This is a genomic window from Paenibacillus sp. (genome assembly GCF_035645195.1).
GTDB lineage: Bacteria > Bacillota > Bacilli > Paenibacillales > YIM-B00363 > Paenibacillus_AE.
On sequence record NZ_DASQNA010000013.1, the window covers coordinates 13,571 to 38,294 of the forward strand.

30 protein-coding genes are annotated in these 24,724 nt (G+C 60.1%); all 30 read right to left on the bottom strand.

The window, feature by feature from the left end; genetic code table 11:
• Positions 1–5: 5 nt before the first annotated feature.
• On the bottom strand, positions 6–731 hold the full coding sequence (pyrH, locus tag VE009_RS05510; RefSeq protein WP_325006397.1) for a UMP kinase: 726 nt from the start codon (positions 729–731) through the stop codon (positions 6–8).
• Positions 732–818: 87 nt separating this feature from the next.
• Positions 819–1,469, bottom strand: coding sequence for a translation elongation factor Ts (tsf, locus tag VE009_RS05515; RefSeq protein WP_325006398.1), 651 nt, complete (start codon positions 1,467–1,469; stop codon positions 819–821).
• Positions 1,470–1,578: 109 nt separating this feature from the next.
• A complete protein-coding gene (gene rpsB, locus VE009_RS05520) occupies positions 1,579–2,277 on the bottom strand; it encodes a 30S ribosomal protein S2 (protein WP_325006399.1) in 699 nt (232 codons plus the stop codon).
• A gap of 221 nt (positions 2,278–2,498) precedes the next feature.
• Complete coding sequence (locus VE009_RS05525; protein WP_325006400.1) at positions 2,499–2,993, bottom strand: hypothetical protein; 495 nt, start codon at positions 2,991–2,993, stop codon at positions 2,499–2,501.
• Positions 2,980–3,615 (bottom strand): DUF6115 domain-containing protein, encoded by a 636-nt coding sequence (locus VE009_RS05530; protein ID WP_414694786.1) that lies wholly within the window; start codon positions 3,613–3,615, stop codon positions 2,980–2,982. The genes VE009_RS05525 and VE009_RS05530 overlap by 14 nt, the downstream gene beginning before the upstream one ends.
• 32 nt (positions 3,616–3,647) lie before the next feature.
• Positions 3,648–3,971, bottom strand: a complete 324-nt coding sequence (locus VE009_RS05535; protein ID WP_325006402.1) for a hypothetical protein — start codon at positions 3,969–3,971, stop codon at positions 3,648–3,650.
• A gap of 45 nt (positions 3,972–4,016) precedes the next feature.
• The gene (locus VE009_RS05540) at positions 4,017–5,429 is read right to left on the bottom strand and encodes a FapA family protein (RefSeq protein WP_325006403.1); all 1,413 of its coding nucleotides are present in this window, start codon (positions 5,427–5,429) and stop codon (positions 4,017–4,019) included.
• Positions 5,430–5,455: 26 nt separating this feature from the next.
• Complete coding sequence (locus VE009_RS05545; protein WP_325006404.1) at positions 5,456–6,247, bottom strand: FliA/WhiG family RNA polymerase sigma factor; 792 nt, start codon at positions 6,245–6,247, stop codon at positions 5,456–5,458.
• Between the two features lie 16 nt (positions 6,248–6,263).
• Positions 6,264–6,644 carry a hypothetical protein gene (locus VE009_RS05550; protein ID WP_325006405.1) on the bottom strand — a complete coding sequence of 127 codons (381 nt, stop codon included), beginning with the start codon at positions 6,642–6,644 and terminating at the stop codon, positions 6,264–6,266.
• A 3-nt stretch (positions 6,645–6,647) separates the two neighbouring features.
• Positions 6,648–7,142 (bottom strand): chemotaxis protein CheD, encoded by a 495-nt coding sequence (locus tag VE009_RS05555; protein ID WP_325006406.1) that lies wholly within the window; start codon positions 7,140–7,142, stop codon positions 6,648–6,650.
• A complete protein-coding gene (locus tag VE009_RS05560; RefSeq protein ID WP_325006540.1) occupies positions 7,139–7,726 on the bottom strand; it encodes a chemotaxis protein CheC in 588 nt (195 codons plus the stop codon). The genes VE009_RS05555 and VE009_RS05560 overlap by 4 nt, the downstream gene beginning before the upstream one ends.
• 36 nt (positions 7,727–7,762) lie before the next feature.
• Positions 7,763–8,224, bottom strand: a complete 462-nt coding sequence (locus tag VE009_RS05565; RefSeq protein ID WP_325006407.1) for a chemotaxis protein CheW — start codon at positions 8,222–8,224, stop codon at positions 7,763–7,765.
• A 28-nt stretch (positions 8,225–8,252) separates the two neighbouring features.
• Positions 8,253–10,373 carry a chemotaxis protein CheA gene (locus tag VE009_RS05570; protein WP_325006408.1) on the bottom strand — a complete coding sequence of 707 codons (2,121 nt, stop codon included), beginning with the start codon at positions 10,371–10,373 and terminating at the stop codon, positions 8,253–8,255.
• A gap of 3 nt (positions 10,374–10,376) precedes the next feature.
• Entirely contained in the window at positions 10,377–11,606 is a 1,230-nt protein-coding gene (locus VE009_RS05575; RefSeq protein ID WP_325006409.1) for a chemotaxis response regulator protein-glutamate methylesterase, read from the bottom strand.
• A gap of 21 nt (positions 11,607–11,627) precedes the next feature.
• The gene (locus VE009_RS05580) at positions 11,628–12,542 is read right to left on the bottom strand and encodes a MinD/ParA family protein (RefSeq protein ID WP_325006410.1); all 915 of its coding nucleotides are present in this window, start codon (positions 12,540–12,542) and stop codon (positions 11,628–11,630) included.
• Positions 12,532–13,821 carry a flagellar biosynthesis protein FlhF gene (flhF, locus tag VE009_RS05585; protein ID WP_325006411.1) on the bottom strand — a complete coding sequence of 430 codons (1,290 nt, stop codon included), beginning with the start codon at positions 13,819–13,821 and terminating at the stop codon, positions 12,532–12,534. Before flhF ends, VE009_RS05580 begins: the two co-directional genes overlap by 11 nt.
• Positions 13,818–15,851 carry a flagellar biosynthesis protein FlhA gene (flhA, locus tag VE009_RS05590; protein WP_325006412.1) on the bottom strand — a complete coding sequence of 678 codons (2,034 nt, stop codon included), beginning with the start codon at positions 15,849–15,851 and terminating at the stop codon, positions 13,818–13,820. Before flhA ends, flhF begins: the two co-directional genes overlap by 4 nt.
• A 42-nt stretch (positions 15,852–15,893) precedes the next feature.
• Entirely contained in the window at positions 15,894–17,000 is a 1,107-nt protein-coding gene (gene flhB, locus VE009_RS05595) for a flagellar biosynthesis protein FlhB (protein ID WP_325006413.1), read from the bottom strand.
• Positions 17,001–17,021: 21 nt separating this feature from the next.
• On the bottom strand, positions 17,022–17,807 hold the full coding sequence (gene fliR / locus VE009_RS05600) for a flagellar biosynthetic protein FliR (RefSeq protein WP_325006414.1): 786 nt from the start codon (positions 17,805–17,807) through the stop codon (positions 17,022–17,024).
• A 6-nt stretch (positions 17,808–17,813) separates the two neighbouring features.
• A complete protein-coding gene (fliQ, locus tag VE009_RS05605) occupies positions 17,814–18,083 on the bottom strand; it encodes a flagellar biosynthesis protein FliQ (protein ID WP_325006415.1) in 270 nt (89 codons plus the stop codon).
• A gap of 22 nt (positions 18,084–18,105) precedes the next feature.
• On the bottom strand, positions 18,106–18,861 hold the full coding sequence (gene fliP, locus VE009_RS05610) for a flagellar type III secretion system pore protein FliP (RefSeq protein WP_325006416.1): 756 nt from the start codon (positions 18,859–18,861) through the stop codon (positions 18,106–18,108).
• Positions 18,858–19,415, bottom strand: a complete 558-nt coding sequence (locus VE009_RS05615) for a flagellar biosynthetic protein FliO (protein ID WP_325006417.1) — start codon at positions 19,413–19,415, stop codon at positions 18,858–18,860. The genes fliP and VE009_RS05615 overlap by 4 nt, the downstream gene beginning before the upstream one ends.
• Entirely contained in the window at positions 19,416–19,778 is a 363-nt protein-coding gene (locus VE009_RS05620; protein ID WP_325006418.1) for a response regulator, read from the bottom strand.
• A 72-nt stretch (positions 19,779–19,850) separates the two neighbouring features.
• On the bottom strand, positions 19,851–21,164 hold the full coding sequence (gene fliY / locus VE009_RS05625) for a flagellar motor switch phosphatase FliY (protein ID WP_325006419.1): 1,314 nt from the start codon (positions 21,162–21,164) through the stop codon (positions 19,851–19,853).
• On the bottom strand, positions 21,154–22,152 hold the full coding sequence (fliM, locus tag VE009_RS05630) for a flagellar motor switch protein FliM (RefSeq protein ID WP_325006420.1): 999 nt from the start codon (positions 22,150–22,152) through the stop codon (positions 21,154–21,156). The genes fliY and fliM overlap by 11 nt, the downstream gene beginning before the upstream one ends.
• Before the next feature lie 60 nt (positions 22,153–22,212).
• Positions 22,213–22,680 (bottom strand): flagellar basal body-associated FliL family protein, encoded by a 468-nt coding sequence (locus VE009_RS05635; RefSeq protein ID WP_325006541.1) that lies wholly within the window; start codon positions 22,678–22,680, stop codon positions 22,213–22,215.
• Positions 22,681–22,689: 9 nt separating this feature from the next.
• Positions 22,690–22,911, bottom strand: a complete 222-nt coding sequence (locus VE009_RS05640; RefSeq protein WP_325006421.1) for a flagellar FlbD family protein — start codon at positions 22,909–22,911, stop codon at positions 22,690–22,692.
• An 82-nt stretch (positions 22,912–22,993) separates the two neighbouring features.
• Complete coding sequence (flgG, locus tag VE009_RS05645; RefSeq protein WP_325006422.1) at positions 22,994–23,815, bottom strand: flagellar basal body rod protein FlgG; 822 nt, start codon at positions 23,813–23,815, stop codon at positions 22,994–22,996.
• Between the two features lie 82 nt (positions 23,816–23,897).
• A complete protein-coding gene (locus tag VE009_RS05650; protein WP_325006423.1) occupies positions 23,898–24,281 on the bottom strand; it encodes a TIGR02530 family flagellar biosynthesis protein in 384 nt (127 codons plus the stop codon).
• Positions 24,278–24,721 carry a flagellar hook capping FlgD N-terminal domain-containing protein gene (locus VE009_RS05655; protein WP_325006424.1) on the bottom strand — a complete coding sequence of 148 codons (444 nt, stop codon included), beginning with the start codon at positions 24,719–24,721 and terminating at the stop codon, positions 24,278–24,280. Before VE009_RS05655 ends, VE009_RS05650 begins: the two co-directional genes overlap by 4 nt.
• Positions 24,722–24,724: the final 3 nt, after the last annotated feature.

Below are 24,724 nucleotides of genomic sequence, written 5' to 3' on the forward strand. Positions count from 1 at the left end.
AGAAATTACACTCCCTTCAAGATCGTCGTGCCGATTTTTTCGCCCTGCACGACGCGGCGAATGTTCCCCGGTTCCGAGATCGAAAACACGACCAACGGAATGTTGTTGTCCATGCACAAGGAGGCTGCCGTCGAATCCATAACGCCAAGGTTTTGGTTCAGCATTTCCATATACGTAAGCGTATCGTATTTGACTGCTTCCTTGTTGACGAACGGATCCGCGGAGTAGACGCCGTCGACTTTGTTTTTCGCCATCAAGATCACTTCCGCTTCGATTTCGGCGGCGCGCAGCGCAGCCGTCGTATCGGTCGAGAAGTACGGATTGCCCGTGCCCGCGGCGAAAATGACGACGCGTCCTTTCTCCAAGTGCCTCATGGCCCGGCGGCGAATGTACGGTTCGGCCACCTGCTGCATGTTGATCGACGATTGAACGCGCGTCGGCACGTCCAGCTTCTCCAAGGCGTCTTGAAGCGCCAAGGAATTCATAACGGTCGCAAGCATGCCCATATAATCGGCGGTCGCGCGGTCGATGCCTTTGGCGCTGCCGGAAATGCCGCGCCAAATGTTGCCGCCCCCGACGACCACGGCCACCTCGACGCCAAGCCGCACGACTTCCTTCACCTGTTCGGCGATCGTCGAAATCATTCCCGCTTCGATGCCGTACCCCGCTTGGCCCGCGAGCGCTTCGCCGCTCAGCTTCAATACGACACGCTTGTAAACCGGTTTACTCAAATTGCCCAGCCTCCGTTTCGCTTCCCGTAAAGCACCTGCTTCTTCTCTTAAAAAAGAAGGAACACGCCGTGTTCCTTCCGTCTCTTCTTACTTGTTCACTTGCGCCATGACTTCTTCGACGAAGTTATCCTGTTTCTTCTCCAGGCCTTCGCCGAGCTCGAAGCGGACGAAGCGGCGGATCGAGATGTTCTCGCCGATGGTGGCGATCTTTTCGTTCACGAGCGTTTGGATCGTTTTTTCCGGATCTTTGACGAACGTCTGCTCCAGCAAGCAGAACTCTTCGTAGTACTTGCTCATGCGGCCTTCGACCATTTTGTCGACGATGTGCGCCGGCTTGCCTTCGTTGAGTGCTTGCGCGCGGAGAATTTCTTTCTCCTTCTCAAGCTCTTCTTGCGGCACTTCTTCGCGGGTTACGTACTTCGGGCTCGCTGCCGCGATTTGCATCGCGACGTCTTTCACGAACTCGCGGAACGAATCCGTCTTCGCGACGAAGTCCGTTTCGCAGTTAACTTCTACAAGAACGCCGATCCGTCCGCCAGCGTGAATGTACGACTCTACGAGACCTTCCGTCGCGATCCGGCCCGCTTTGTTTTTCGCTGCGGCGAGACCCTTCTCGCGAAGAATTTCGCTCGCTTTCGTCAAATCGCCGTTCGCTTCCTCGAGTGCCTTTTTGCAATCCATCATGCCTGCGCCCGTCTTTTCGCGCAGTTCCTTTACCAATGCCGCAGTAACCGCCATTATGGTATCCTCCTTTATATGGTAGAGCGTTAGTCTATGTATCCGAAAAAAAGGGGAGTGATCGGTTTGATCAACCCCCACCCACCCTTTTCTTAGGTCTTACATTCCATTATGCGCTCGTTTGCTCGCCTTGATGCGCTTCGATCACGGCGTCCGCCATTTTCGACGTGAGCAGCTTGACGGCGCGAATCGCGTCGTCGTTACCCGGGATGACGTAGTCGATCTCGTCCGGATCGCAGTTCGTGTCGACGATGCCGACGATCGGGATGCCGAGCTTGCGAGCTTCGGCAACGGCGATGCGCTCTTTGCGCGGGTCGATGATGAACACCGCGTCCGGCATGCCGCGCATATTCTTAATGCCGCCGAGGAACTTCTCGAGGCGCTCGTGTTCTTTCTTCAGCAAGATGACTTCCTTCTTCGGGAGCAGGTCGAACGTGCCGTCCGCTTCCATACGCTCAAGATCTTTCAAGCGGTTAATCCGCTTCCGGATCGTTTCGAAGTTCGTCAGCGTGCCGCCGAGCCAGCGCTGGTTGATGTAGAATTGACCGCAGCGAGCGGCTTCTTCCGCAACCGAATCTTGCGCTTGCTTCTTCGTGCCCACGAACAAGATCGTGCCGTTGTTTTCTGCGACGGATTTGACGAAATTGTAAGCCTCTTCGACCTTCTTAACCGTCTTTTGCAAATCGATAATGTAAATCCCGTTACGTTCCGTGAAGATGTACTTGTCCATTTTCGGGTTCCAGCGACGAGTTTGGTGACCGAAGTGCACGCCCGCCTCCAGAAGCTGTTTCATGGAAATTACTGCCATCTTACACGCACCTCCTCTAAAATGGTTTTTTTGGCCTCCGCCCTCCGCATCTTTCCCCCGGACTTCCGCCGAGCGGAAGCACCCCGAAGAAAATTGGAAAGGCGTGTGATTTTTCACACCGTCAACAAATATACCATATCCACCGAGTTGTTCGCAACCTTCATTTCTCAAAAAAACGCCGTCCTCCGCATCCATATGCTGGATCGGCGGAACCGGCGTCGTTACGGCGTCGTCAGCGCTTCGATGAGCTCGTCCGTCGTCGGAACGCGGTCGAACCGGTAATGCTTCGCTTGGACCTTACCGGCGAGTCCCCGCTCCTGCATTTCGAACAGGAAGCCGTTGTAATCGTCCACCAGCCCGAGCTCGTACACAAGCTTCGCCACGTCCTTCAGCTCCGAGCCGGAGCCCACCGTGAAGGCGTAGACGACGGCCGGCTTCGCCGCATCCTCGGGCGCCGCGCCTATCGCTCCTTCCGCCTCCAGCTCGGCGCGAAGACGTCGCTCCGCCTCGGCCGCCCGCTCCTGCATCTGCTGCTCCGTAAACCAGGCCACTCGGGCGTCCTTCAGCACATAGCCGCTCGCGGCCGCAGCCGCTTCCAACTGAGCTTCGGACATCGGACCGGCCGACGACTCGCCGATGGAAGCGAGCTGCAGCAGCACCGATCCGGCGATGAGGCCCGTCCCGAGCCCGTACAGATACGATTTACGGCTGACCATGCTGCGGTTCCTCCTGTTTGGCGAGCCCGATAATCAGCTGTACCTCGCCTTTGTTTTTCCCAAGTTTCTTCGCGATATATTCGATCGATTTGCCGGCGTCGTACAGCTCGAACAGCTCCTGATACCGAGCCTTGACGGTGCCGGCGAAACGCGAAGAACGCGGCGCCTTCGCTTCGTCGTCCGCCGCGGAGACCGCAGGCGCGCCTGCCGCGGGAACGCCTGCGCTTTCCGCCGCGGACGACGCTGCCGGCACAGGAGGCGAAGCCTGCGCTAGCGCGGCGGGAGCGGCGGGCTCCGGCCGAACGGCTTCCGCGAACGCGCTCCCCGCAGAGGCGGAGCGAGCCGAGTCGACGGCCGCGGCGGCGGGCGGCGCGGCTTGCTTCTCGAGTTGCTCGATTCTCGACAGCAGCGACGAGGTCCGCTTCTCGTGCTCGCGCTTCATGTCGCCGACCATGCGGAGCAGCTCTTTGTTTTCTTGTTCGATTTCGTCCGCGAACTGCTGCAGCGTATCGCCCATGGAATCGAGAAACTCCTCCGGCGCCGGCTTCCGCTCCTGCGTGCGGGGCAGCAGCGACGCGTAGAGCAAAATCACGAGACCGAGCAGCGAGACGATCATCCACATTTGCAACGGCCTTCACCCTAACTTTCCGCTTCCTATAATGAAATATCGATATGCCGTCCCTTGAACGGATGACCCGGTTCCGCCGCGCCGCGGCGTTCGTCATCGTCCGCCTTCCGCCGGCGGGCGTTCCCCTCGCGCGCGCCGCTTCGCGCGCCTCCGCCGTCCTCCCGCACGTTCAGGAAGTCGGCGCCGTCCGCGCGAACGGCTTGCGTTCGCTCCCGCTCCGCCCGCTTCGCGGTTTGGTTCGCGAGCGACGCTTGGTCGTAGCCCGGTTTTTGGTTGAGCTGATTTTGAACGTTCGTCGCTTCGGTGGTGCGCGGGACCGCGATTTGCATTTCGACGCCTTTCATGCTCATCTTCCCTACCCCCGTTTCCGAGCGCCGCCGTCGCCGGCGACGGCGTCACATGTGCGAAGATAACGTAATTTCGCCCCCCTGCAATTGGAAGGCCACGCGCGTCGTAGAATCCTTAATGAATCGGGTATATCGTCCGATGACGACTTTCGTTCCGGCGTATACCGTGCCTATGATTTCGACCTTCGCTTTTTCGATGTCTTCCAGGCTCGATTCGATCTCCCAGATTCGCTCCTTCGCCGCCGTCAGCTCCTCCGTCGTCGCTCGTCTCGCGGTTTGCAGCTTGGAGCGCATTTCGAGCTTCTCCTGCGTCAGCGTGCCCGCGGCCGCCATCTGATCCAGCAGCGTCAGCGCCTTCTCCGTTTTGTCCAAATTTTCGGAAATTTGTTTGATCGCCGAACGCAGCTGCACCAATTCCGCCCGCAGCTCCGGGCTGACGCCGACCTCGAGCGCCGTCGCCGTGGACGTCGTATTGCCGACCGTCCTCGCCTGGATATACTCTCCCGCTTGGACGCTGCCGCCGACGATCAGCCCCTTGGTTCCTTTGCAGACGACGCTTTTGCCGGCTCTGACGTTCGAATGCAGAATGCTTTGGCTGACGATGACGTTTTGGCCCGCGTAGACGTTCGCTTCCTGCATGAACGAGCTTTTCACGTCGAGCCCGGCTTTGACGAACCCTTTGCCCGCGGCGAAAATGCCGGAGGCGATATCGACGGACCCTTCCGCTTCCACCTCGGCGCCTTCGACCCCTCCGGTGATCCGGATGTCGCCCGCCGCTTTGATCCGAAAGCCGGTCAGCACGCTGCCGCGGACGACGACCGTGCCGATGAAATCGATGTTGCCGACCGAATAGTCGACGTCGCCGTTCACCTCGTATACGGGGAACACGTTGATTTTGCCCCGTTCGGTCACGGTGACGAGCCCGTCGATGACCGCGTACATGTTCATCTTCTCCGCGTCGACGACGACGTTTTTCCCTAGCTTGAAACGGACTTCTTTCCCGTCTTTGCCGGGGATCGTCTCGCCGGTGACGGCCATGCCGGGCGTTCCCTTCGTCGGGAGCACCCGCTGCGCGATCAGCTGTCCTTTCGACGCGTTATTCAGCTGCATCAGCTCGCGGTAATCGACCGCGCCGCCTTCCAGCTCCAGCGGTTTGCGCTGCCTGTTCTCCGAATTGAACAAATTCTCTATGAAACCGTCTTTGCCTGGAACGGGATGGGTGCCTTGCGCGATTAACAGCGGTGCGGAAACGTACGACAGCGGGTTGATCAAAAAATCGGCGAGCGCGCCCTCCAAAATGCCGAACACGACGCCGTTCGCCTTCAGGAGCTGCTCGAGCCCCTCCTTCGATAACGATCCTGCCGCATCCGGATCTATCAACTGCATGAACGCGCTCATCCGATCTTCCGAAACCGAAACCGCTACCGCCGCTCCCAAGTTCGTAGGAAAATCCGCCGCCACACCGTTCCCTCCTCGCCCTAGAGCATTTATTGCTGCATCAATTGATCCTTCGCGCGTCCCAATTGGCCCCGCAGCCGCAATATCGCTTTCGAGTGCAATTGGGAGATGCGCGAGGGCGAAAGCGACATCACTTCCGCGATTTCGCTCAGCGACAGCTCCTCGTAATAAAACAGCGACACGACCGTGCGCTCTTTCTCCGTGAGCCGTTCGATCGCCTTGGCGAGACTCTCCTTCAGGTACAGCTCCCTGACGCTGTCCTCTGGATTTTTCGCGCGTTCGTCCACGAGCATCGTCAGCCTCGTCTCCGATTCCTCGTCCCGAATCGGGTCTTCGAGCGAGCAGATCGACGCGACCGACACTTCTTGAAGCATCGTCTGAAACTCTTGTTCCGACACCTGCAAATACGCGCTCATTTCGCCGTCCGTCACGCTGCGGAGATGCTCCTGCTCGAGCTTCTGGTACGCTTCCTCGATTTTGCGCGCTTTCTCGCGCACCGAGCGCGGCACCCAGTCCGCCTGGCGCAGCCCGTCGATGATGCTTCCGCGGATGCGCCATGACGCGTACGTTTCGAATTGAAGCCCGCGCTCCAAATCGAATTTCTCGACGGCGTCGATCAACCCTATTATACCATAACTGGCAAGATCGTCTTTAGACACATTGCGAGGCAAGCCGATGGCGAGTCGGCTCGTCACGTAATCCACCAATCCCAAATAATGCTCGATCAGGCGGCTTTTCGCTTCCGGATCGCCCGAATGCTTCCAGCGCAGCCATAGCGCTCCGGTATCGTTCGCCTGAGCCTGCGGGGAGGAAGTTTCCATCGACTTGATTCACCTCCTACTTCTCCGACATGTGTCTTAGCGCTTGCGCGAGAAACTCGGGATCGATCTCTTGGTCGGTTTTCGTCAGCTTCGGCGGCGAGAGGGGCGTAAACTGCGGCGCTTCGTCTTCCTCCGGAGTGACGATGTCGATCGCTGCGCCTTTGCCTTCTTCTTCCGCCGCCTCGCCTTCCGCCGGCTCCGGCTCCGGAGGCGGAGTCAGCGCGATCGCTTTTCCGATCATCCATCGCACCGCATACGTAAGGGCGAACGTCATCGCGAAGCTGACGCCCGCGCGGTACGCCGCCGTGGACAACGGATTGTTCGAGAACGACAGCAGGAAGATGAGCGTTCCGAGCGCTCCCGCGGCGACCCCATTCCAGCGCCACGAGCCGATCATCGGTTACAGCTCCTTCGTCCCGTGCAGGACGCTGCGGACGTACAGCACGCCCGTAAGGCTCTCGATTTCGATCGTTCGTCCATAATTCCCACCCGTATCTTCCGCTTTTATCGGTATGTTGTACCTGACCAGCCCTTCCTTGCACGCTTCTACATTGCGAGGGCCGATGCGCATCGTGTCCCCCGCGGGGGACGAGAAGGTGAACATTTGGGCGCCGCCCGCCAGCTTCGCTTCGAGCCGCGCGATCGACGCGCCCAGCGCCCTCATCCGCGCAAGCAGCTCGGGCAGCGCCGTGTCGGCGTATTTCGCCTTGTTGATCGCCGCGTCTTTGGCGATCGTCGACGACGGCAGCATAATGTGCGCCATGCCGGCCACCCGGGTAACCGGATCGTACAGAGTTAAGCCGACGCAGGATCCGAGACCCGTCGTCCGCAGCGCGCCGCGGCTCGTCGCGTTCAGATCCGCCATGCCGACCTTCACCACGAGCTCTTCCGTCATTCGGGAGGCACTCCCAACGCGGCGAAGATGGTCGCGAACGACTCCGGATCCGGAATGAAAAACAAGTTGCCCTCTACGCGATCGATGCCATCGAAGAACGACGTCTCGATCAAGAGCGCCCGGTCGCCCATGTCCCCGAATTGGAGCAGCCCGTACGCCAGGATGGGGCCGGCCATGTCGACGGCGAAGCCCGGCACGGTCGGGGACAGCGACAGCCTCGTGAAGTCCGCGAGCGACGACAAGTAAGAACCTGCTAAAATGTTGCCGATTTCGGACAGCGCCGACACCTCGAGCTCGGTGAACGGCTCCCCGTCCGGCGATTCGATGCGCACCAGCTCCAGCAGCAGCTGCTTGGCCGATGTCTGCGACAGGATAAAGAACAAATTGCCGGGCGCGTCTCCCTCCACGCGAAGGAACACCGCGACGACGACCGCTTCCGGACCGCCGACCTGCTCGGCGATTTCGTCGAAAGGGACGACATTGACGCGGGGCACGGACATATCAACGGGTTTGCCCAACAGCTTCGACAATGCGGTGGCGGCATGTCCGGCACCGATGTTGCCTACCTCGCGCAGCACGTCCATTTGGGTGTCGCCGAAGCGTTCGAAATCGCTCAAGGGTCAGTCCTCCATTTGCTCCAATTGGATAATTTCGGATTTATTCAGCACCTCGGACAAATTGAGCATGACGAGCAAACGCGATTCGCCGACGCGGGCGATGCCGCGCAAATATTTCGCGCGAATGCCGCCGACGATTTCCGGCGGCGCTTCGATCCTCTCCGGATCGACGTCGATGACGTCGTTCGCCGCGTCGACGATAAAGCCTACGTCGATATCGCCTACGCTGACCATGACGATGCGCGTGTTCTCCGTCGGCTCCGATTCGGGAAGGCCGAACCGGGACGCGAGATGGATGACGGGCACGACGACGCCCCTGAGGTTCACGACGCCCTTGACGAACGGAGGCGTCTTCGGAACGCGCGTCATCGGCATCATCCGCTCGATCGTTTTTACGTGCTCCACTTCGATGCCGTACTCTTCGTTGCCGATGGAAAACACGATCGTTTTCACAACCGCTGCCATAGCTGCACTCCCTTTCTGCCTACGCAGATTATTTGATCAACGCATTCGGATCCAATATGAGCGCGACTTGGCCGTCGCCGAGAATGGTGGCGCCGGACACCGCGAATACGTTCGTTAAGTATTTGCCAAGCGATTTCAGGACGATCTCCTGCTGGCCGATCAGCTCCTCCACCGCGATGCCCGCGAGGCGGTCGCCTTTGCGGACGATGACGACTTCCGTCTCCTCTTCCCCGTCCTCCCGGTAGTCCGGCACCTCGAACAGCCGGCTGAGGCTGATGAGCGGAATGACGCTGGAACGGAATTCGAACATGTTGACGCCGTGCACTTTGCGGATCTGCTCCTTGCGGACGATCGCCGTCTCGACGATGCTGGAGAGCGGAATGGCGTACTTCTCGCCGCCGAGCTTCACCATCATCGCCATAATAATCGACAGCGTGAGCGGCAGCTGGATCGAAAATTTGGAGCCTCGGCCCGGCGTCGACGTGACGTGAACGCGGCCGCCCAGCGATTCGATCTTGGATTTGACGACGTCGAGTCCGACGCCTCGGCCGGAAATGTCCGAGATGACCTCGGCCGTGCTGAAGCCCGATGCGAACAGCAGCTGGTACACGTCTTCGTCGCTCATCAGGTCGCCCTGCTCTTTCGAGACGATGCCGTTCTTGATCGCCCGCTTCAAGATGACGTCGCGGTTAATGCCTTTGCCGTCGTCCTCCGCCTCGATGAACACGTGATTGCCGCTGTGGAACGCGCGAAGGTGAACCGTTCCCGTCTCGGGCTTGCCGGCTTTCAGCCGCTCCTCCGTCGATTCGATGCCGTGGTCGACCGAGTTGCGGAGCAGATGCACGAGCGGATCGCCGATTTCGTCGACGACGGTCCGATCCAATTCGGTGTCCGCGCCGCTGATGAGGAGATCGACCTTCTTGCCGAGCGTCTTCGCCACGTCGCGCACCATCCGGGGAAATCGGTTGAATACCGATTCGACCGGCATCATCCGAAGCTTCATGACGACGTTCTGGAGGTCGCTGCTGACGCGGCCCATATGCTCGACCGTTTCGATCAGATCGGCGTTCTTCACTTCTTTCGCCAGCGACTCGATGCGGACGCGGTCGATCAACAGCTCGCTGAACAAATTCATCAGCGCGTCAAGCTTTTCGATGTCGACGCGGATGGTGCGGGTTTGCGCCGGCGGCGCCTTCGGCGCGGCGCTCCCCGCCGCTCTCGGCTGCGCGTCGGCGGCCGGAGCCGCGGCGCGCTCGGGCGCGCTCCCTGCGGATGGCGCGGGCGCGGGAGCCGCCGCGGCGGCTGCGGCTTCGCGGGCGCTCGATGCGGCCGGAGCGGCCGGAGCGGCGCCGCCCGCTAAATCCGAAGCCTCGATCGGCGCGACCGTGGCGCTCGCGATCTCGGAGACGCCTTCGATGCTAGATTGGATCGCCTTCGCGTCCGACGAGCTCAGGAAGACGAGCGTAAATTCGTAGTCGAATTTATCCGCTTCGATGTCCTCCGCGGGCGGAGACGACTTGACGACCTCGCCCAGCTTGCCGAGCGCGTCGAACACCATGTACGCCCGGACCGCTTTCAGCACGCAATCTTTGCGAAGGGCGACGTCGATCCGATAGGCGAGATGGCCGGCTTCGATCGACTGCTGCACGATCGAGATTTGATACTGGTCCAACAAGGCGCGGACGCCTTGGGCGCCTTCGGCCGGCTGCGCGTTCCCCGCCGCCGGCGCGGCTTGTCCGGCCGCTGCCGGCGCCGCGCCGGCGCGGAACGAGCCGTCGACGATCGCCTTGAGGTCGGCGACGATCGCGCTTACGTCGGAGTTGCCGGTGCCCCCGGCGACGATGTCGGCGATCATCGCCTCCAGCGCGTCCAAGCTCCGGAAGACGACGTCGAAGATGAACTCTTCCATCTTCAGCTTCCCGTTCCGGACGAGATCGAGCACGTTCTCCATCTCGTGCGTCAGCGAAGCGATATCCTCGTACCCCATCGTAGCGGACATGCCTTTCAGCGTGTGCGCCGAACGGAACATATGTTGAACGAGACCGATATCGTCCGGAGCGTTCTCCAGCGCCAGCATATTGTCGTTCATCGCTTGCAGGTGCTCTCTCGATTCGTCAATAAACATGGATAAGTACTGGTTCGTATCCATCCGTTACACCTCCTCGGCCTGAGTCACTTCCTTCGTGATTTGCGCGGCGATTGCCTCGAGCGGGAGCCGATGGACGACGCAACCCAACTCGACCGCCGCCCGCGGCATGCCGTACACGATGCAGCTGGACGCATCCTCGGCGATCGTTCGCCGCACGCCTTGTTCGTACAGCAGCTTCATCCCTTTGGCCCCGTCGCTGCCCATGCCGGTCATCAGCACCGCCGTCCGGTCGAGCTCGCGGCATTCCGCGAGCGATTCGAACAGCATGTCCACCGACGGGCGATGACCGCTCTTCGGCGGGTCGTCCGTGAGGCGCAGCCTGTAGCCGCGGGGCTCCTTGCGCAGCACGAGATGCTGCCCGCCCGGGGCGATGTACGCCGTGCCGGGCAACGGCTCGATCCCGTCCTCCGCCTCCGCCACCTCGATGGCGCACAGCGTGTTGAGCCGCTGGGCGAGCGACTTCGTAAAGCCCGGCGGCATATGCTGCACGATGAGCACCGGCGCCGGGAAGTCGGCCGGCAGCCGGGTCAGCACCTGCTGCAGCGCCCGCGGGCCGCCGGTCGACGTGCCGATCGCCACGATGCGATTCGTCGGCCGGCTCGGCGGCTTCATACGAGGAGGCGGCGCCTCCGCTGCGCCGGACGACGCCGGCGGCCGCGCGAGCGGCTCGACCGGCTTGCGCACCGGCGCGAACGCCTTCGGAGGGCTTGCCGCGTCCGGCCGGCTCGGCTTCGGCGCCGGGACCGGCGGACGCGCGGGCTTCGCCGGCGGAGGCGCCGCGGCGGACGCGGGCGGCGGCGGAGGCGGAGGCAGCGGCGCCGGCTGCAGCCGCAGGGCGACCGTCTCCTTCTTGTGCTCGACGGCCGCCCGAAGCGTCGCCGTCAGCGTTTCCTGCATATGCCTGAGATCGGTCTTGGCGACGAAGTCGAAAGCGCCGAGCTCCAGCGCGCGAATCGTGGCGGCCGCGCCCTCGCGGGTCGAGCTGCTTAGCATGATGACCGGCGTCGGCGCTTCGCGCATGATGACCGGCAGCGCCTCGAGGCCCGTCATTTCCGGCATTTCGACGTCCATCGTCACGGCGTCCGGCTTCAGCCGCTTGACGGCGTCGACCGCTTCGAACCCGTTGCGAGCCGTGCCGACGACCTCGAGCGTCGCGTCCGCGTTAATGAGGTCGGACACGAACGTTCTCATGAAGGCCGAATCGTCGACCACCAGAATGCGATAGGGGGACATGAGCTCCCTCCTTCCCCGTGGTTATCTCATGAACGAGAGCATGCGGCTCAGGAACCGCTTGACGCCGCCGGCGGCGTCCATCGACGGTTCGGCAAGCGGCGCGCGCGAGGACGATTCGAACCGGCGCACCAGCTCCTTCAATTCGCGCGTCGCGGCCGTCTCCGGAAACATGACGGAGAACGGCGTCTGCTTTTTTACCGCTTTCGACACGTTCGCGTCGTCCGGGATGTACCCGAGCGTCGGGATGTCCAGCTGCAAAAACTGCTGAGACACGAGCCTGATTTTATCGGCGGTCTGCTTGCCTTCCAGACGGTCGGTCACCCGGTTGACGACGAGCTGGAACCTAACGCTCGGCTCCCGGGCGTGCACCATTTTAATGATCGCGTACGCGTCCGTGATCGACGTCGGCTCCGGCGTCGTGACGACGATCGTCTGCTCTGCCGCCGTGATGAACTTGAGCGATTCCTTGGATAACCCCGCGCCGGTGTCGAACAGGATGAAATCGACCGTGCCGCTGAGCGACATTACCTGGGACGAGAAATACTCCAGCTCCTCCGGCTTAAGCGACAGCAAGTCGTTGAAGCCGGACCCTCCGGCGATAAACTGCAGATCGTTGTAGCCGCGGCAGATGATTTCCTCGATCGTCTTCTCCCGTTTCAGCAAATGGTACAAATTGTACTTTGGCGACACACCCATCAAAACGTCGATGTTGGCCATGCCGATGTCGGCGTCGAACACGAGCACTTGATAGCCGAGCGACTGCAGCTGCAGCGCGAAATTGAGCGTGAAATTCGATTTGCCGACGCCGCCTTTGCCGCTCGTGATCGTGAAAATGCGCGTTTGGCGATCCGGCGTCTCCGTACCCGGGACCGGCATCCGTCCGCGTTCTTCCTGCCTTACGAGGTTGCGAAGCGCTTCCGCTTGGTCATTCGTCATGAGGTTCACCTACTAGTTCGTCGGCCATTTTATTCGGATCGGCCAAATGGATGTCGTCCGGGACGGTCTGTCCGTTCGTCACGTACGACAACGACAGCGGGTAGTCGTGGAGCAAGTTGACGACCGAGCCGAAGGACGCCGTCTCGTCCGCTTTCGTAAACAGCACCTTCTCGACGCCGAATTTGTAGAAATTGTCCGTTACGGCTTTCATGTCGGCATATTTCATGCTGAGCGACAGCACAAGGAACGTATCCCGCCGTTCTTCGATCCTGAGCAGCGAATGAAGCTCGGAGACGGCCATTTCGTTCCGGAAATTGCGCCCCGCCGTGTCCATCAAAATCATGTCGCGGTCTTCCAGCTTCTCGAGCGCCTTCTGCAGATCGAGCGCCGAAAACACGACCTCGATCGGCACGTTCAGGATCGAAGCGTACGTCCGGAGCTGCTCGATCGCGGCGATCCGGTACGTATCCGACGTGATGAGCGCGATCGATTTGCGCGCCTTCAGCGTCTGTTCGGCGGCGAGCTTGGCGATCGTCGTCGTCTTGCCGACGCCCGTCGGCCCGACGAAATGGACGAGCCGCGCATCCTCGCGAATGCGTTCGATCGGCCGCCTCGTCAGCAGCTCGACGATGCGCGCCTTGACGGCGTCCGCCGCCTCCTGCGCCGTCACGTCCGACAGCGGACGTTCGCCGAACGCCGCCGCGGCTTCGTCGACGAGCGACTGCGCGAGCGCCGGCAGCACGTCCTGCTCGATCAGCCGCGAGCGGATCGACGCGAACGGGGCCGGAAGGTCCGGCTCCGCGGCGACGCCGGACTGCGCGCTCGCGAGCTTCAGCATCATTTCCTTCATCTGCTTTACTTCCTGCAGCAGCGCGTCCTCACTCGCGGACGGCGCCGGCGCGGACAAGACGGCGGCCTGCGCCGCGGGCGGAACGAACGGCGCGGGCGCGGGCGCCGCATCGATTCCGCCGTATAGGGAGCCTCGCTCCGGAATCGCCGGGTCAGGCTTCGCGCGCGATGCGGGCGGCGGGCTCGGGCGCTGCGGCGCCGGCTTCGGCGCGGGAACCGCGGCCGGACGGCCGGAGCGAATCGGCGCGCTCGATTCGGGATGGGAATCGGTCGCGGCGACGACCTCGACCTTCTTCTTCGCGAACAAGCCGAGGAAGCCGCCGACGCGAATCTCCTTCGTATTGATGATGACCGCGTCCTTGCCGAGCTCGCTGCGAATTTTTTGCAGCGCGTCGGGCATCGAGTCGACCACATATTTTTTTACCTTCATACGTTCACCACCCCAATGCTTTGGACTTCGACGTTCGGTTCAAGCTCGCTGTACGAGAGCACCGTAATATCCTGCATCGCGCGCTCCAGCAGCTGCTTCAAGTACATGCGTATCGTCGGCGACGTCAGGACGATCGGCGTGCCGCCCGACTGGACGAGCTTCGACGCCTGCTCCGCCACTTTCTGCACGACGGTTTGCGAGCTGGCCGGATCCATCGCGAGATAGCTGCCGTGCTCCGACTGCTGCACCGCTTCGGCGATTTTCCGCTCGAGCGACGGGCCGACCGTCACGACGCGCAGCGTGCCGCTTCCGGGCGCGTACTGCTGCGTAATTTGACGGGATAAGCTCTGACGCACGTATTCGGTCAAAATGTCGGGATCCTTCGTGTACGTGCCGTAATCGGCCAGCGTCTCGAAAATCGTCACCAAATCGCGGATCGACACCTTCTCCTTCAGCAGCTTGGCCAGCACCTTCTGCACCTCGCCGATCGACATGATGTTCGGGATCAGTTCGTCCACGAGCGTCGGATACGATTCCTTCAGGTTGTCCACGAGCGACTTCGTCTCCTGGCGGCCGATCATCTCGTGCGCGTGGCGCTTGATGACTTCGGTCAAATGCGTCGCCACGACCGACGGCGGGTCGACGACCGTGTAGCCGGACATTTCCGCCCGATCCTTCGTCGCCTCGTCGATCCACAGCGCCGGCAGCCCGAAGGCGGGCTCCATCGTTTCGATGCCGGTCACGCTGTCGTCATCGATGCCGGGGCTCATCGCCAAATAATGGTTCAGCAGCAGCTCGCCCCGCGCCACCGCGTTGCCCTTGATTTTGATCACGTATTCGTTCGGCCGAAGCTGAATGTTGTCGCGAATCCGGATGACCGGCACGACGAGCCCGAGCTCGAGCGCGCATTGTCGGCGGATCATGATGATTCGATCGAGCAGGTCGCCGCCCTGCTGCTGATCCGCGAGCGGAATGAGTCCGTAGCCGAACTCGAATTCGATCGGGTCGACCTGCAGCAAATTGACGACGCTCTCCGGGCTGCGGACCTCTTCGATTTGCTGCTCTTCGACGAGCATCTCCTGCTCCGCTTCCCGCTTCTTCACCATGCCGTCCATCCGGTACGCGGCGAACGCGAGCATCCCGCCGACCGGCACCGTCAGCATCGGACCGATCGGCGTGAACAGGCCGAGCGCGACGACCGTGCCGCCGACGATGTACAAAAGACGCGGATACGCGGACATCTGCTCCGTCAAATCGGAAGCGAGGTTGCCTTCGGAGGCGGCGCGCGTCACGATGAGGCCGGCCGCCGTCGAAATGAGCAGCGCCGGAATTTGGCTGACGAGGCCGTCGCCGATCGTCATGATCGAGTAAATTTCCATGGCTTGTCCGAACTCGAAGCCCTTCATGGACATGCCGATGATAATACCGCCGATCAGGTTAATAAAGAGGATGATGATCGAAGCGATCGCATCCCCTTTGACGAACTTCATGGCGCCGTCCATCGCGCCGTGGAAATCGGCTTCCGATTCGATTTTTTTCCGGCGCTCGCGGGCTTGCTGTTCGTTGATGAGGCCCGAATTGAGGTCCGCGTCGATGCTCATCTGCTTGCCGGGCATCGCGTCGAGCGTAAAGCGGGCGCCGACCTCGGCGACGCGCTCCGAGCCTTTCGTAATGACGATGAACTGCACGATGACGAGAATGAGGAACACGATGAAGCCGACCGCGATGTTGCCCTGCGCGACGAACGAACCGAACGTCTCGACGACCTTGCCCGCATGCGCGTTGGCGAGGATGTTCCTCGTCGTCGACACGTTCAGCGCGAGCCGGAACAGCGTCGTGATCAGAAGCAGCGAGGGGAAGATGGAAAACTGCAGCGGCTCCTTCGTATTCATCGCCACGAGCAGCATCGTCAGCGCGAGCGAAATGTTGATGATCAGCATAAAATCGAGCAGATGCACGTTCACCGGCACGATCATCATGAGGACGATGCCGATAATGCCGATCAGTACCGCTAAGTCTTTGATTTTCATCCGTTTCCCCTCCCTTCCCGGCGATCGAATACGGACGCGGCTTTACCGTCTCGCCGCCGCGCCCTTTCCTTTCGTCTTATACACGTACGCGAGCACTTCCGCGACCGCATGGAACATTTCTTGCGGAACCGATTGGCCGATGTCGACCTGCGCGTACAGCGCGCGAGCCAGCGGCTTGTTTTCCATCAGCGGAACGTCGTGCTCCTTGGCGACTTGTTTGATGCGAAGCGCCAAGTAATCCGCGCCCTTCGCGATGACCCGCGGCGCGTCCATCTCGTTCCCGTCGTAGCGGATGGCGACCGCGAAGTGCGTCGGGTTCGTGATGACGACGTCCGCCTTCGGCACTTCCTGCATCATCCGCTGCAGCGCCATGCGGCGCTGCTTTTCGCGTATTTTCGATTTGACGAGAGGATCGCCCTCCGTCTTCTTATGCTCGTCTTTGATGTCCTGTTTCGACATGCGAAGGTTTTTCTCGTACTCCCACTTCTGATACGCGTAGTCGAGCAGCCCGAGGATGAGCAGCGCGGCGCCGGCAAACAGGCCGAGGCGCAGCGTCAACGACGCGATATATGCGAACATCGCTTCCAAAGGCACCGATGCCAAAGTGAGCAGCGTCGTCCGTTCGCCCCATAGAATAAAGAAAGCGATCGTGCCGATGATAAACACCTTCAGCATCGATTTCAAAAATTCGACGACCGAGCGCATCGAAAAAATTTGCTTGAAGCCTTGGATCGGATTGAGCTTTTCCAATTTCATTTTGAGCGGCTCCCCCGTAAAGAGGAACCCGACCTGCGCGTACGTCGACAGCAGCGCCATCACGACGCCGACCGCGAAAATCGGCAGAACGAGCAGAAATCCCTGCCGTATGAGCTGCGAAAACATGACAATAATATTGGCGTCGGTCACGTCCCAAAGAATGTACTCGGACAACCCCGCCCGGAACATGCTGACGATGCCGTCGCCCATCGAGGCGCCGTACATGGCGAGCAAACCGAAAGCGCCCAGCATGATGAGTGCGCCGGGCAGCTCCATGCTTTTCGCCACTTGGCCTTTTTGGCGAGACTCCTGACGTTTTCTTGGCGTCGCGGTTTCCGTTTTTTCTTGGGCGAACAACTGCAAATTCAGCGACAGCCGAAGCTCGCGCGGCATGGGGCACCTCCCGGTTCTCAATTATGCGGCGCGCAGGGCTCTCATCATTTCGTACAAATGCTCGAACAACGTATGGAACAACGTTTGAAACAAGGCGACGAAGCCGGGAATGAGCAGCAGCACGATGCCGAGACCGACGATGATTTTCAGCGGCATCCCGACGACGAACACGTTGAATTGCGGAGCCGTTTTGGCCAAAATGCCGAGCGCCAGGTCGACCAAAAACATCGACGCGACGATCGGCGCCGCCATTTGGAACGCGAGCGTAAAGGCGGCGGATACGCTTTTGGTCAGCAGCTCCGACGGCGGTCCCGCCGCCAGCGCCGCGAAGAACGAATTGTCCAGCGGGATGAGCTCGTAGCTGTCCATTATGCCGATCAGCAAAAAATGGTGACCGTCGTACGTAAGGAACAGCAGCATCGCGATCATATACTTAAAACTGCCGAACACCGGACTTTGCGCGCCCGTCATCGGGTCGATGACGTTGGCGATGCCGAAGCCCATCTGCATATCGATGAACGAGCCGGCGATCTGCACGACCGTGAAAAACAAATAGGCGACAAACCCGAGCAGGACGCCGATCAACGATTCCCGAACGACGTAGTACAGATACTCCCCGTCGATCGGAATCGCCCGTTCCGTGCCGGCCGCGAAAAAGGCGAGCAGCGAAGCGAATACGGCAAGGCCGATGCGAAATTGCGGCGGCACGTTGCTTTGCGTCGCGAACACGGGCGCCGTTACGAAAAAACCTGTCATCCGGCAAAAAACGAGCAAAAAGTTCGGGAAAAACTGCAGTACCTCTTCCATCCGGCATTACCCGATATAACGATACAAATTGTCGAGAATATGAAACGTAAAATCGACCAGCTTTGACAATATCCAAGGGCCGAAAAACAAAATCGCGATCAAGACGACGACGATTTTCGGAACGAACGCGAGCGTTTGCTCCTGGATTTGCGTCGTCGCTTGGAAGACGCTGATGGCAAGGCCCACGACGAGCGCCAGAAGCAGCATCGGGGCGCTGGCCATCAATGTCGTATATATCGCTTCTCCCGCGATCCGAATGACCGTGTCCGAGCGCATCGTGGTTCCCCTCCTTCGTTCGTCACGTATGGAAGCTGAGCAGCAACGACTTCACGACCAAGTACCAGCCGTCGACGAGCACGAACAGCAAAATTTTGAACGGCAGCGAAATCATGACCGGCGGCAGCATCATCATCCCCATCGCCATGAGCGTACTGGAGACGACCATGTCGATGACGAGAAACGGCACGAAAATCATGAAGCCCATCTGAAACGCCGTCTTCAGTTCGCTGATCGCGAACGCCGGAACGAGCGCCGTCAGCGGAATATCCTCGTACGACGTCGGACGAGGCATGTTCCCGTAATCGAGGAACAGCATCAAGTCTTTCTCGCGCGTCTGGCTCGCCATAAACTTCTTTAACGGGACGGCCGCTTGATTCAGCGCTTCCGTCTGGGAAAGCTCCCCTTCGAGATAGGGCTGCAGCGCGGTTTCGTTGATTTCGCCGATCGTCGGCGCCATCACGAACAGCGTGAGAAACAAGGCAAGGCCGATCAGCACCTGGTTCGGCGGCATCTGGTTCGTCGCGAGCGACGTTCGAACGAAGCCGAGGACGATCACGATGCGGGTGAAGCACGTCATCATAATAAGAATGCCGGGCGCCAAGCTTAGCACCGTCAGCATCAATACGATGCTTAACGTCGACGATACGTCCGAAGGCTCGTCCGACGTGCCGATCGACAGGTCGATGCCGGGAATCGGCGTTCCCGCCGCGATGGCGGCCTGAGGCGCGAACGCGAAAGACAGGCCGAGCAGCAGCAGCGGCAGCCAGCGTTTCATCGCTTTTCCTCCTCCTCCATCCATTCCTTCATGGCCTCCTTGCGTTGGATGCCCTTCAGCTTCTGGGAGAGGAGTTCGCGGAACGCTTCGTTCGACTGCCATTCCGTCTCTTCGCTCGGCGGCTGCTTGCGGCGGCTCGCGATCCATTGAGCGATCGCGGCGACCGCGCCGCCCGCGGACGGGGCCGGGCCCGGATCGAGCGCTGCCAGCAGCGCTTCGGCTTTCTCCGGATCGTCGATTTTATCAAGGAGCGTTACGTTCTCGCCCACCCCGACAACATAGACCGAATCGCCGATCTCTACGATCTGCAGCGATTTGTTCGGTCCGAGCGGTACGCCGGCATGGACGAGCAGCGAACGCTTGCCCGACCAACGTTTGTTTCTCCCCGCCAGAAACCGGATCAAGACGACGATCAGACCGACGACGACGGCCAGGACGACGACGACCTGGATCATGCTGCCGTAAAACTCGCCGGTCGAAAAATCGCTCGGCGGCGAAGCGTCCGGCGTCTGCATCGATTCGCCGAACGTTGCGACGAGAATGGGGTATATCATTTAGCCCAACGTCTTCTTGATCGCTTCGATGACGCGGTCGGCTTGGAACGGCTTGACGATGAAGTCCTTCGCGCCCGCTTGGATCGCGTCGATGACCATCGCCTGCTGACCCATCGCGGAGCACATGATGACCTTCGCGCTCGGATCGATTTTTTTGATTTCTTTCAACGCCGTGATTCCGTCCATCTCAGGCATCGTAATGTCCATCGTAATGAGGTCCGGATTCGATTCCTTGAATTTCTCGATGGCTTGCGCGCCGTCGCTCGCTTCGCCGACGACCTCGTAACCGTTTTTGGTCAAGATGTCCTTAATCATCATTCTCATGAACGCTGCATCGTCTACCACTAAAATTCGGTTTGCCATTCGATACAATCCTTTCGATCGGTAGTTTGATAGTTTGCAAGTACGGATGCCGTACGGACTGCCTGCTGTTGGTTACTGTAACTTTTGGATCCGGTCCCACGGGCTGACGATGTCGGTGACCCGGACGCCGAAGTTTTCGTCGATGACGACGACCTCGCCCTTGGCGATCAGCTTGTTGTTCACCAGGATGTCGACCGGTTCCCCCGCCAGCTTATCCAGCTCGACGATCGATCCTTGGGACAGCTCGAGAATGTCCTTGATTTGCTTCTGAGTTCTCCCTAATTCAACAGTAACCTTAAGGGGGATGTCCAGAAGCAAATTAAGGTTCGTATTCTCCGTCCCGGGAGTCCCGAAGCCGGCCAAATCGGCGAACTGCGCCTGCTGCACGTTCCGATTCGGCGGCGGCGGGGGCGGAGGCGCGTACTGCGGCTGCTGCGGCGCCCCGTAAGGCGCTGCGTACGGCTGCGGCGGGTACGGCGGCGGGTACGGCGCCTGATAGTGCGGCGGCGGCGGCGGATACCCGCCGTACGCCGGCGCCGGCGGCTCCGGATATGCCGGAGGCGGCGGCGCGTGCTGCGGCTGCTGCGGCGGCGCAGGCGGCGGGGCCTGCGCCGCCGGGGCGGGCGCCGGAGGCGGCGATGCCGCCGGCCGCGGATTCGACGGCGGCGGCGATTCGCCGGCCGAGGTGCCGCCCATCAAAATCGACACCATGTCTTTGGCGAACCAGACCGGCAGCAGCTGCATAATGCTGGAATCGATCAAATCGCCGATCGTCAGCCGGAACGAAATTTGGATGAACGCTTCCTCCGTCAGCAGCTTGTCGCCTTCGCCGGCGGCGAAGTTCAACACGTCGATGCCCGGAGGCGAAATGTTGACGAACCGATTGAATATCGTCGACATCGACGTCGCCGACGACCCCATCATTTGGTTCATCGCTTCTTGAACGGCGCTGATGTGAATTTCGTTCAGCTCCGTTTCTTCCGGGTGCCCGCTGCCGCCGAGCATGAGATCCGCGATCACCTGCGCGTCGCGCGTTTTGATGACGAGCAGGTTAATGCCGTGGAACCCGTCCACGTAATTGACATGCACGGCGACGTGCGGATTCGGGAACGTGCCCGCGACGTCGTCCTTCGCGATGGCGGACACCTTCGGCGTCGTAATGTCCACTTTGCGTCCGAGCAGCGTGGACAGCGCGGTCGCTGCGCTGCCGAACGTAATGTTGCCGATTTCGCCGAGCGCGTCCTGCTCGATCGGCGACAAATAGTCGTCGATCGACAGCCCGGCATCGAAACCGCCGCCCCCGAACGAATCGACGCCGCTCGCGTCTTCCGACTGCCTCAGCAGCGCGTCGATCTCCTCTTGGGATAAATAATCTTTATTCGTCATGCTCTTCTTCTCCTTCGGTCACAAGATCCGTGATTTGAACGGCCAACTTGCCTTTCACCGTACCCGGCGTTCCGATATATTTCGGTCGGTCCCCGATTTTGATTTCCAGAGGATCGTCCACCGATTTGTTCAGGGCGATGACGTCGCCGGTCGCCAGCTGGAGAAACTCCCGGATCGTGATGGTGGATGTGCCCAATTCCGCTATAATCGGGAGGGTCGCCCGTTGAAGCCTCTCTTGCAGCACTTCCATCTCTTCCGGCGCTCTCGTTTTCTTCGGAGAGAAGAACAGATTATTCACGGATAAGCGCGGCATGATCGGTTCCAGCACGACGTGCGGGATACATAGGTTGATCATCCCTGTCGTATCGCCGATTTTCGTGCTTAAGCTGATCAGCGCGATCGTCTCGTTGGGCGAGACGATTTGCATGAACTGCGGGTTCGTCTCGAGCGCTTCCAACCTCGGATTGATCTCGATGACGGTTTTCCAAGCCTCTTGGAGGCTGTCGAACGCTTTGCTGAATATGCGTTCCATCACGATCGTTTCGATTTCCGTTAACGTCGTGATTTTCGACGGGGACGTCCCCGTGCCGCCGAGCAGGCGGTCAAGCATCGCGTACGCGACGTTCGGATGCACCTCGAGCACCATGCGTCCCTCGAGAGGCTCCGCTTCGAAGATGTTTAAAATCGTCATTTTCGGAATCGATCGAATGAATTCATCGTAAGGCAGCTGTTCCACTTGAACGACGTTGATCTGCACGAACGTTCTAAGCTGCGCCGAGAAATACGTCGTCAGAAAGCGGGCGAAATTCTCATGGATCCGCGTAAGACTTCGAATATGATCCTTCGAAAACCGGACGGCGCGCTTAAAGTCGTAGGAGCGCACTTTCTTTTGGGTTTCTTCTTTTTTTAGCTCTTCGGCGTCCATTTCGCCCGAGGACAACGCGGCTAACAGCGCGTCGATCTCGTTCTGCGAAAGCACGTCCACCATGGGGTTCACCCTCTTTTTTGTGCAAAATCAACTCGCCAAGCTCGAACGGCGTGCGAAGCGTTATTGTTCGGTAACGATAAACTTCGTAATGTACACATGTCTGACTTTGCCCTCGTGCAGCAGTTCGTTCGTCTTGTTGATGAGCGCCGCCGTAAGCGCGTCTTTGCCTTCGCTTCCGCGCACTTGCTCGGGCGTCATGTCGGAAAGCGTCGTATTGATGACGTCTTTCATTTTATATGCGAGAAGCTCGAATTCGTGTTTGGCATCCGCGCTGTCCAGCTCGAAGGTGAAGCTTGCGTTCACGAAAAAGGCAGGGTCCGCCAGATTCGTAATGATGTCGTCGATCGCATACGTCATCTCCGCCAGCTTTTCCGCGCTGATATATTCCGCTTCGACCTGCCCCGCCTGTTCCCTGGCGGCCTCGCGCGGATCCGCGGGCTCCGTGTTGACGAAACTGTTCCACAGCACGAAGGCGGCGCCGACGATTAACGTGACGGCGAGCAGAATGACGATGATCCAAGGCAACATTTTTTTCACTTACGACTCCTCCGTTTGCTGCAGCGCTGCGGTCGGCCTCACGAGCCCGATGCGGGATAAGTACTCCTGGGTGAGCGCGACCAATTCTGCCGTTTTTTCCGTGACCACGATTTTTTTGCCGGTCGTCAGCGTAATGATCGTATCCGGAGTTTCCTCCACCGTTTCGATAAACAGCGCGTTTACGGTCACCCGCGTGCCGTTGAGCCGGGTCACGGTGATCATAAACCACTCCTCCTCCTCCAAGATCCGTCCGGAGGCCGGGAAGGCGCGCCCTCCCGGCCCGGTACGGAATCCTTATGCCGAATTATCGCTTCAGATTCACGACTTCTTGGAGAACTTCGTCGGAAGTCGTAATAATGCGGGAGTTCGCCTGGAAGCCGCGCTGGGCGACGATCATTTCGGTAAACTCGTTCGTCAGGTCGACGTTCGACATCTCCAACTGGCCGGAGATGATCGCGCCGGTGCCGACTTCCGCGTTCATCGCCGTCGAAATTTCGACCTCGCCGTCCGGATTCGCGTTCGCGTTCACCCGGTACATATTGCCGCCGATTTTCTCCAGCGCGTTCGGGTTCGCCACTTTCACGACGCCGATTTGGAAATCGGTCGGTTCGCTAGTGCCGTCGGCGTTCACCGCGATGATCGTGCCGTCCTGCGCGATGGAGAACGCCGTTACTTCTTCGTCCAAAATGATGTTGCCCCCGTCGACCGATCGGACGAAATATCCTTCCGCGGTGACGAGCTGGCGGTTGCCGTCAAGCGTGAAGTTGCCCGCGCGCGTTAAGTACGGCACGTCTTGGTCTTCGGTCGCCGCTACCGCGAAGAATCCGTCGCCGTCGATTCTGAGGTCGGTGACGATGTTCGTCGTCATCGCGCTCCCCGGCGTATGGATCGTGTCGATCGCCGCGAGCGTCGAGCCGAGGCCGACTTGCTTCGCGTTCACGCCGCCTCGCGTGCCTTCCTCCGGCGCCGTGATGCCGGAGATCGTCTGACTAAGGATGTCCTTGAACATCACGCGGCCCGATTTAAAACCGACCGTATTGACGTTCGCGATGTTGTTGCCGATGACGTCGAGTTTCGTTTGAAACCCGCGCATGCCGGAAATACCGGAATAAAGCGATCTAAGCATGAATTGCATCCTCCGCTTTGTTGGAATGGTCGTTGCGCTTCAGTCGGTCCGCGCAACCTTGGGCTTCCGTCAAGGGCCAGCCCTATTTGACGACGATGGTGCTGTCGATTTGCGTAAACACGTGGTCGTTCATCGAGGCTCCGTCCATCGCGGTGACGACGGTTCGGTTTTTCACGTTGACGATGAACGCCATGTCTTGAAACAGGACGAGCGAATCTTTCGCCCCTTTGGCGGCCGCTTTGTCGACGGCGCCTCCGATGCGGCTCAGCTGTTCCGGCTCGAGCCGGATGCCCCGCTGCGCCAATCGCTGTTCGGCATGATGGCTGAATTTCAGAAACTGACGATCCAGTACGTCGCGGAACGCCGGTCCGTTCGTCTGCGCCGCCGGCCTCGCCGCCGCCGGCTTCGGCGGAAAAAATCCCGCCCGATTCGGATATAACTGGTTGATCGTCTGACGTTCGTTCATGGCGCCTGCTCCTCCGCCGGCTGCCGCATGGCGACGATGTCGGAGAACGGCACCTGCTTGCCGTCGATTTCGGCGTACTGCGCCCCGTCCTTGATCAGGATCGAATCGACGATGCCCGACTGCGTTCCCGTCGGCTTCCCGTCCATGTCGTACGTCGTCCAGGTCGCCTCGAGTCCGATCATGCCGGAGGCGATGCCGAGCGACTGGCGCAGCCCTTTGATCTCGTTCGTCATGTTCATCATTTGTTCAAGGGAGGAAAATTGCGCCATTTGCGCGATAAATTCCCGGTCCTGCATCGGCGACGCAGGATCTTGGTTCTGCAGCTGCGTGATCAGGATTTTAAGAAATTGATCTTTCCCTAGCACGCTGCCGTTTTGGCCGTTCCGTTCCGGCGTCGGGTTCGAGCTGGAATACGTCGGCCATTGCACGTTGCTGACCATTGC